This window comes from Corynebacterium sp. HMSC30G07 (assembly GCF_001806945.1).
GTDB lineage: Bacteria > Actinomycetota > Actinomycetes > Mycobacteriales > Mycobacteriaceae > Corynebacterium > Corynebacterium riegelii.
The window spans coordinates 67,818-74,732 of sequence record NZ_KV786461.1; the positions used below are offsets into that span (position 1 = coordinate 67,818).

A 6,915-nucleotide genomic window follows, 5' to 3' on the forward strand; every position below is an offset into this window, starting at 1 on the left:
TGGCTACTCGCTTTCAACGAACCCTTCGCCGATACGCCACGTCCTGCTCTCACCAAGGCTGACCGTGGCGTGCAGGTCCTCCACATCAGAAACCCGGTAGTAGAGCATGTCCACATAGTCGTGGTGGATACTGGCGATGCCGTAACCGTGCGCGTCAAAGTCAATGTGCTTGACCCACGGGTTGGCGTCACGGATCGCTTGTTCAACCACCAGGGATGTCGAATTGTCCTCCGGATGGTACGTGCCAAAGGCCGTGGTCAAAATCTCATCAACGTTCGGTGCGGAGATCGACGTAGTGACCATCTCGCAGCCAATCTCGCCGAAGCCAGACGGTGATGCAATCGAGTTCGCCCACTCAGAGTGAATATCGCCGGTGAGGAAGAGTGCGTTTGCTTCCTGCTCATCCAGCATGGTGAGCAGCCGGTCACGCTCAGCGGCGTAGCCGTCCCACTGATCCGAGTTCACCGCAATGCCGGTTGCACGTTCCTGCATGTAACCAGTGGCCAGATTGGCCTTGTCGTTGTTGGGGATCGTGGCAAAGCGCATCGGCGATACCATCACCGAGTTGCCCAATACTTCCCAGCGTGCATTGGATTCTTGCAAACGCTGCGCCACCCAGTTGAATTGCTCCTGGCCCATCATGGTGCGATCCGGATTGGCAAATTCTGCGCCGGTGGTTTCCGCGTCGCGGAAACTGCGAAGATCCATCATGGTCAGTTGCGCCAGCGTGCCAAAGTTGAAGCTGCGGTAGAGCTGCGGCGTACCGCTATCAAGCAACTGTGCCCTGACCGGAAGCCACTCATAGTAAGCCTGCTCGGCTGCTTGCCTGCGCTCATCCCACGCGCCCTCTACCCTGCCCTCGGTATGGTTTTCCGCACCTTCGCGCCAACTGTTGTTCGCGGTTTCGTGATCGTCCCAAACAACGATCCACGGGCACGCGGCGTGTGCTGCCTGCAGGTGTAGATCAGTGCGGTAGCGACCGTAACGCTGACGGTAATCCTCCAGTGTGGTGATCTCCCACTCCGGGTGATGCATGCGAGTAACGCCACTTTTACCTGCGTATTCGCCGGTTGGATACTCATAGATGTAATCGCCCAGGAACACCACGTGGTCGATCTCCCCCGTGCGTGCGCGCCGAGCCATATCTCCGTAGGCGTTAAAGAAACCGGACTCCCAGTTAGCGCATGAGGCGATAGCCAAGTTCAGGTGATCCAGCTCTGCGTCTAGAGTCGGCGCGGTCAGTGTGCGTCCGATAGGCGATGTCGCGCCCGCAAACGCCCCGCTTTTCACAACGAAGCGATAGAAGTACTCGGTTGCCGGCTCAAGGCCGGTCGGGTCAACGTGGACGGTGTGGTCCTGCTCAGCCGAAGCGGTGACCCTGCCCGTGCGCGGGTTACGGAAGCTCTCAGAGGTAGCAATCTGCCACTCCAACTCCACGTCCTCCCCAAGCCCTGAGCCCGGCAGCGCCTCACGCGACGGCGTGACACGTGTCCACAGCACCACGCGATCCGGCAAAGGGTCACCGGATGCGACACCATGTAAAAACGGCAGGTCCCACTCTTGTGCGATCACCGGAAACTCCGGTGTGGAGACGGTACCGCGACGCGCCGCGTAGGCACCTCCGGCGCCAAAGGCGGTAGCAGCTGCGGCGGCTGCCACGCTCTGCAAAAAGACACGACGATTCACACGGGGTTTTGCGCTCATGCAGCTTACTTTCAACCAGGTTTAAGAATCCCGCAATCAGTGCAGCGTCACGTTGCCTACTGTTCACTTTCAATTCACTGAGGTAACGATCTGCTAGTAACCAACTGTTAAATCAGCGTGAGTTAAGTAGGCAACCATGACTCTTACGCGCTCTGAACACAGCCGTCCCCGCCTCCGCGGTGCTCTTGCTACCGCAGTGGTGTTCTCGCTTGTTGCTTCCACCAATGTGGCAGTGACTGCGGATGCTCAGGATACTGCGGCAGGTCGGGCCACCAACACCAAGATCAGCCGCGTCGTGCTCGGCATCGGTTCGGACGCATCACAGGCCAACGTGGCTTGGCAGTCCAAGACGAGTGAGACCCAGCACTTGGAGTATTGGCCCACGAATAACCCCGGCAAGGTCACCAGCGTGGAGTCCCCTCGCGGCCCCTACAACGCCGCGGTGTTCTACCCGCATGAGGCGACCATGACCGGGCTCGCTCCCAAGACCGAATACACGTACCGAGTTGGCAGTGAGCGCAACGGTTGGAGCGCACCGCGGACCTTCACCACCAGTACTGACGGCGACAGCTGGAACTTTATCGCCATGGCGGATGCTCAAATTGGTGTTGACACCAAAGTTGCCGAGCAGTCCGCCGCCTGGAAGAAGGCCGTCGACGTTGCAACTGGCGAGCACCCCGATTCCGCTTTCATCATGCACTTAGGTGACCAGATTGAAGGCTGGGGCGCCCCGATCAAGCAGCTTGAAGAGTTCACCGCCCCGGAGAATCTGCAGAAGTACCGCTTGGCTGTACTCAAGGGCAACCACGAAACCTACGCCTCGGAGCGCCACTTCCAGGACACGTATTTCCTGCCCAATGAGGATGGCACGTCGGCGAACTACTTCTTTACCTACAACAACGTGTTGTTCATCGGCCTCGACGGTAACCGCACAACGCCGGCTGATATCGAAGGCCACGGCAAGTTTGTCAGCGACGCAATCGCCGCACACGGCGCTGAGGCCGACTGGGTCATTGTTGGTATCCACCACGCACCGTTCTCCCAGGGCTCGCACTACCTGGACAAAGATGTCGTTGCTCTTCGTAATGACCTGACGCCCAAGCTTTCCGACGCCGGCGTGGACCTCGTCCTTGGCGGCCACGACCACATTTACACCCGCACCCACCTGATGAACGGTGCTACACCGATTATCCCCGAGGGAGCGTCCAAGACCGGCGACATCCTGTTCCCGAAGGACAACGAGGTTCTCTACGTCACCTCCACCACCGCAACCGGCGGCAAGTACTACGACTTCACCGACGAGAACAACCAGAAGTACCCGAATGTGCGCGAGGAGCGGATGCACGACCTAGCACACAAGTCCACCGCACGTTGGCGCCAAGACTACAACCCGGATTACACCAGCATCGACGTCTCCCCGACTGCGCTGACGCTGACCACCTACAACATCAACACGCCATACGTGGTTGACAAGGTGACCTTGCAGAAGAAGCAAGACGAGGCGCCAGAGACGACTACACCTGTGGAATCCACGACGCAGCCGACTACCACTGCGTCTACGGCAACCACCACGCCGCCATCGGATACATCGGAGCCTTCAAGCACCACGGAGTCCGGCTCCACCACGAGCACGGCAACGCCGAAGCCAACCCCTGAGCCGGACTCCCCTGACAATTCGGATGACCCAGACAAGACCCCTGAAGCTGGCAGCAGCACTGCGGGCATTGTCCTGTCGGTCCTTGCCATTCTCTTTGGTCTGTTGGCGTCCATCGCCGCGGTGATCATCCGCGACAATCCGCAGTGGATTCAGGACCTACGCGCGCAGTTCGGCTTCTAAGCTTTAAGGCTAGAGCGCGCGCAGCTCGCGCACTCGGAACCCAAGCTCTTCTACAAGTGCGTTGCCGGGTAGGCGCTGCTGCGCTACCTGATAAATCGCGCCGTACCACCACTGCTGGCGTTCCTTGCCAGAGTTGAAGCGAAGCCACAGCTCCTCGCCGATTGCTTGGTGGTCCGCCAGGATGGACAGCAAGTTGTGCAGCTTATCCGCTGCGGAGACCAGCACGCTGCCTTCTTCCGCCTGTTCAAGGTGAGCCAGGTAGGCATCGGCGCGCTCCTGCCAGCCCGACAATGTGTCATCCTTGGTCACGCCCTGGACCAGTGTGAGTACACGCGGTCCGAAGTCCTGCTCCATCTGCTCCGCCGAGTACTCCTCAGGCACATCTTCCAAAATGTCGTGGAAGAGTCCTGCAATGAGCACGTCTTCATCATCAGTCACCTGTGACAGCAAATGCATGACACCGAACACGTGAGAGACGTAAGGAATTTCCGTGCCTTTGCGCACATGCCCGCGGTGCGCCCACGCAGCGATGTTGATTGCTTGGATAAGCCGCGGGGATGCGGTGAAGGTTTCGGCCATATGTAAGACCCCTTTCTTTTCGGGAACATACACAAGTCTAAGAACGCACGACACACACCCCATACAGCGAGGGCTCATGTGTTCGAATACTGTGGTTTTGGCAGTTACGCCCCTGTATACGAGGATGAGACTATGACCAAAAAGCTCCTGTCTGTTGTCAGTGCGCTCGTCCTAGTTGTCGCTTTGCTGGGCGGCGGGTTCCTGCTGGGTTCGTCGAATTTTCTCGGCTCTCCGGTACAAACTGTCACTGAAACGGACAGCTCGGAGGTGATTCATGCGGTGGAGCGTCGTGAAGAAATCGTGCTGGTCTCCACTGCTACCCAGGGTCTGCACACCACCGAAAACGCTGCGAAGCTGTTCAAATGGGGCATCCCCGGCAGCCAAAAGGTAAACATCCTCCAATACCAGTTCACCGCCAAGCTGGGGATTGACGGCAAGGACGTACACATCGAGGAGGTTGCTCCCGATCACTTCAAGCTGACGATTCCACCCTTTAAGTTCCTTGGCTTCTCGGACCCAGAGTTCAAGACTGTGCATGAACATGGCAAGGTGTTGAGCTTCGTTACAGCAGATATTGATGTCGCGGAAGGCATCAACGAGGTACTGAATGAGGAGAAGCGTGAGGAACACATCCAGATGAACCTTGAGCTGCTGAAGGATCAGGCTGAGAACTTCTACGGAGGCATCATCCACGCTGTTGATCCCGACGCCACGGTTGAGTTCGAGTTCCAGTAATTCGCCGTTAATCCCCCTAGCCTGAATGCATCAACTTTGATTTCGTACCCGGTCATCTTGAAAGAAAGAGCCACCACCTCCCTCGACCAGGCTAGGCGATGAGCTGTCGTCCGACCGTGCAAAGGACGCCAGGGTAAATAAATGAATCTTCATTCTTAGTGGTACTGCGGCGAGAAACCCACCTACCCGCCCCATCCATACATCCAGGTGCTTGCAGTCGAAGGGCTCGTGTTTACGTGCTTCATCGAGCGCTCTCATGTCGTGCGATAATCCGTGATAAACCACTTTTCCAGCCCACGCAGCACCCGAATGATGAAGCAGCAGCTACCGGATACTCACGACACTGTTACTAAATAGCCGGTCGCAACATCATGCCCGCGGCCGCCAGCGTGCTGCTCTCATCGCTCGTGTTAGGTCTCGCGCATGTCGCGCCGGCTGCGATCGTCTACACGTTCTTCGCTGGCCTGTCCTTCGCTCTGGTCACCCGGTGGCACCGCTCACTGTGGGCCGGTGTCATCCTGCACATATGCAACAACGTGCTGGTTCAGATCATGGTGATGGTAGGCATCTAACTCCGTTTCTTACTGGCCAAAGCCATAAGAAAGGCAACGGCCACGACGACGAGCCCCAACGGAATCAAGAAAATGAAGAGATTAATGATCGGCAGCGCCTGACCCGCCTGCACTTCTTCCCACGAGGCAAGCGCTGTCGAACCGAACCCGATAAGCAGCATTGCGCCACCCACCAAGGCTGTAACCAAAACACCGGTGCCCACCGGCTCCCTGCGTGAGACCACGAGAAGGTACACACCAAGGACACCAACCCACGCGGTAACCAACGTCGCTCCCACCGCCATAGTCACCGCGCTGATCGCCGACCAGTACTCCGGATCATCAATGACGCTGTTGAGCAACACCGTCAGTACTGGAATGCCTATCGCGCCGGCGAGCAAGCTTCCAAGAATCGCTTGAGGTTTCATAGACAAAAGCCTATCTGCATCCTCCCGTGCGCCCGTTCAGTTAACGAGACACAGCTCACCTTCCCCATTACCTTCGTGGCAAAAGCCGAACCTTGGAGAGAAACATGAAACCAGCTTCCATCGCAGCCAAAATCACCGTTCTGCTCACCTCCGCCGCATCTGACAATGTCCAGGCTTCGGAAGACTCCTCTCAGTCCGACACCAAGGGCATGCAGCGCGTCCAAGAAGGCCGCATCTTTATCGAGCTTCCAGAAGGCTGGACCGAGAACCCCAACTTCAAGCCCACCATGAACGGATTCACCACATCATGGGCCAATGACCAAGAAAACCCCACGGACATCGCCCGTATGAGCTACAACCAAGCGCAGGGTCCCACCGCCATGGCAACCATGGGGTACTTCGAAGCGAACGCCATGTTCAGCACCACGCACGGTACAGAGTTTGAACTCGGCGAATCCCGCGATCTCAAGATCAAAAACGCCGACGAAGCCAAGCTGACCACCTGGACCACCAACGGCTCCAAAGGTGAGACCGTCAAAGGTGCATGGGTATTCGTCTCCTCCGGCGCCGACGGTGCCGCTGGCCTCGAGATCGTGGCCACCACCTTGTCCGATAAAGAGATCGAGAAGATCATCGACTCGGTCGAATTCAACCCGGACGAATACGACCGCAGCGCCGAACCCCACGAATCGACCACTGCAAACCAGATCCGTACCACGCAGCGGTTATTGCAGACATCAAAAACCACCGCGCGAACACGGTTTCCGATGCGCTGAATCTGTACATCGTTGAACGGCTCCAAAAGCAGCAGACCGAAGAACTTCGCGCTCACAACGCTGCGATGCGCCAAGAGCAAGCCGCGCAAAACGCCGCCATTCGGTGTCAACAGCAACAAGCTCACCAGCACGCGCTATACAACCAGACCATGGACAACATGCTGGCTGGCTGGTTGGACAATCGACGACGCGCTCCGCGGCCGCTAAACCCACCTCTAACCCGAAAACACAGCCGGCGCCTTGGAAAACAAGAATCCAACCCCCAGGTGTTCCGGGTTAAGTGACAAAATGTGTGCTTTTTCGGC

At 57.7% G+C, this 6,915-nt stretch carries 7 protein-coding genes; 4 read left to right on the plus strand and 3 right to left on the minus strand.

The genetic code is table 11. The annotated features are described in order from the left end of the window. Positions 1 to 3 precede the first annotated feature (3 nt). Complete coding sequence (locus HMPREF3104_RS05535; RefSeq protein ID WP_070494730.1) at positions 4 to 1,704, minus strand: alkaline phosphatase D family protein; 1,701 nt, start codon at positions 1,702 to 1,704, stop codon at positions 4 to 6. 136 nt (positions 1,705 to 1,840) lie between these two features. Here HMPREF3104_RS05535 and HMPREF3104_RS05540 point away from each other — a divergent pair, with 136 nt between their 5' ends. Beyond that, positions 1,841 to 3,541 (plus strand): purple acid phosphatase family protein, encoded by a 1,701-nt coding sequence (locus tag HMPREF3104_RS05540; RefSeq protein WP_070494731.1) that lies wholly within the window; start codon positions 1,841 to 1,843, stop codon positions 3,539 to 3,541. A gap of 9 nt (positions 3,542 to 3,550) precedes the next feature. On the opposite strand, the gene HMPREF3104_RS05545 is transcribed toward HMPREF3104_RS05540, so the two are convergent. Continuing rightward, positions 3,551 to 4,120, minus strand: a complete 570-nt coding sequence (locus HMPREF3104_RS05545) for an HD domain-containing protein (protein WP_052204533.1) — start codon at positions 4,118 to 4,120, stop codon at positions 3,551 to 3,553. Positions 4,121 to 4,252: 132 nt separating this feature from the next. On the opposite strand from HMPREF3104_RS05545, the gene HMPREF3104_RS05550 reads away from it, so the two are divergent. Together HMPREF3104_RS05550 and HMPREF3104_RS05555 are read left to right on the plus strand one after the other, a co-directional pair. Beyond that, positions 4,253 to 4,855: a hypothetical protein gene (locus HMPREF3104_RS05550; RefSeq protein ID WP_052204534.1), complete on the plus strand. Its 603-nt coding sequence runs from the start codon at positions 4,253 to 4,255 to the stop codon at positions 4,853 to 4,855. Positions 4,856 to 5,226: 371 nt separating this feature from the next. Continuing rightward, complete coding sequence (locus HMPREF3104_RS05555; protein ID WP_070494732.1) at positions 5,227 to 5,427, plus strand: CPBP family glutamic-type intramembrane protease; 201 nt, start codon at positions 5,227 to 5,229, stop codon at positions 5,425 to 5,427. Here HMPREF3104_RS05555 and HMPREF3104_RS05560 read toward each other — a convergent pair. After that, on the minus strand, positions 5,424 to 5,834 hold the full coding sequence (locus tag HMPREF3104_RS05560; protein WP_070494733.1) for a hypothetical protein: 411 nt from the start codon (positions 5,832 to 5,834) through the stop codon (positions 5,424 to 5,426). The genes HMPREF3104_RS05555 and HMPREF3104_RS05560 overlap by 4 nt on opposite strands. A gap of 104 nt (positions 5,835 to 5,938) precedes the next feature. On the opposite strand from HMPREF3104_RS05560, the gene HMPREF3104_RS05565 reads away from it, so the two are divergent. Next, entirely contained in the window at positions 5,939 to 6,610 is a 672-nt protein-coding gene (locus HMPREF3104_RS05565) for a hypothetical protein (RefSeq protein ID WP_070494734.1), read from the plus strand. Positions 6,611 to 6,915 lie beyond the last annotated feature (305 nt).

What these genes read in the sequence shown, in the direction of transcription:
- HMPREF3104_RS05540 (WP_070494731.1), top strand. Translation starts at nt 1,841, where the DNA reads ATGACTCTTACGCGCTCTGAACACAGCCGTCCCCGCCTCCGCGGTGCT.
- HMPREF3104_RS05545 (WP_052204533.1), bottom strand. Translation starts at nt 4,120, where the DNA reads ATGGCCGAAACCTTCACCGCATCCCCGCGGCTTATCCAAGCAATCAAC.
- HMPREF3104_RS05555 (WP_070494732.1), top strand. Translation starts at nt 5,227, where the DNA reads ATGCCCGCGGCCGCCAGCGTGCTGCTCTCATCGCTCGTGTTAGGTCTC.
- HMPREF3104_RS05565 (WP_070494734.1), top strand. Translation starts at nt 5,939, where the DNA reads ATGAAACCAGCTTCCATCGCAGCCAAAATCACCGTTCTGCTCACCTCC.
- HMPREF3104_RS05535 (WP_070494730.1), bottom strand. Translation starts at nt 1,704, where the DNA reads ATGAGCGCAAAACCCCGTGTGAATCGTCGTGTCTTTTTGCAGAGCGTG.
- HMPREF3104_RS05560 (WP_070494733.1), bottom strand. Translation starts at nt 5,834, where the DNA reads ATGAAACCTCAAGCGATTCTTGGAAGCTTGCTCGCCGGCGCGATAGGC.
- HMPREF3104_RS05550 (WP_052204534.1), top strand. Translation starts at nt 4,253, where the DNA reads ATGACCAAAAAGCTCCTGTCTGTTGTCAGTGCGCTCGTCCTAGTTGTC.